The organism is Actinomyces sp. HMSC075C01 (assembly GCF_001812965.1).
GTDB classification, from domain to species: domain Bacteria; phylum Actinomycetota; class Actinomycetes; order Actinomycetales; family Actinomycetaceae; genus Actinomyces; species Actinomyces acetigenes.
Genome location: NZ_KV811040.1, coordinates 173307 through 174064, shown reverse-complemented (window position 1 = coordinate 174064; position 758 = coordinate 173307). Strand labels below are relative to the sequence as shown.

1 pseudogene is annotated in these 758 nt (G+C 69.8%); it reads left to right on the top strand.

What is annotated here, in order from left to right:
* A pseudogene (locus HMPREF2883_RS15930) lies at positions 1 to 758 on the top strand (type IV secretory system conjugative DNA transfer family protein); the annotation flags it as partial.

Genomic DNA, 758 nt, shown 5'->3' with positions numbered 1-758 from the left:
GCCGCTGCTGACCAACTCGGCCTTCCGACGCCGGGTACTGGCACTGGCCCCACTTGATCCTTTGGGCACGGATGTCTTCTGGCAGGGCTATGAGGCCAAGCCGGTACGGACCCAGGCGGTGGAGATAGCCCCGGTGCTCAACAAGCTGCGCCAGCTGATGCTGCGTCCAGGACTGCGGGCGATGCTGGGCCAGGCCCAGCCCCGCTTCGGGCTGGCGGATCTGCTGGAGCGCCGACGCATTGTGGTGGTCAACCTCAACCAGGGCCTGCTCGGAGCCGGAGCGGCCCGCTTGCTGGGGACCCTGCTGGTGGCTCAGTTGTGGCAGCACCTGCTGGCGCGCCAGGCAGAGCCGCCTGAGCGGCGGCAGATCGTGAGCGTGTATATCGATGAGGTCCAGGCCTTCCTAGCTGGGCTGCCGGGCAGCCTGGCCGACGCCCTGGCCCAGGCCCGGTCACTGGGCGCGGCCTTTCACCTGGCGCACCAGTACCGGGGCCAGCTATCGGCGGAGATGATGCAGGCGGTGGAGACCAACACGCGCTCCAAGGTGTATTTCGCGTTGTCGGCGACCGACGCGGCCGCAGCAGCCCGGTTGGCCCCGGAGCTGGAGGCAGCCGACTTCCAGCTGCTGGCCCAGTACCAGGCCTACGCCACCGTCATGCACCACGGGCACCGCTCGGGCTGGTTCTCCCTGGCCACCCGGCCCGCCCCACCAGCGGTGCGTGATCCAGCCCTGCTCTACGCCGCCAGCCACGCCCGCT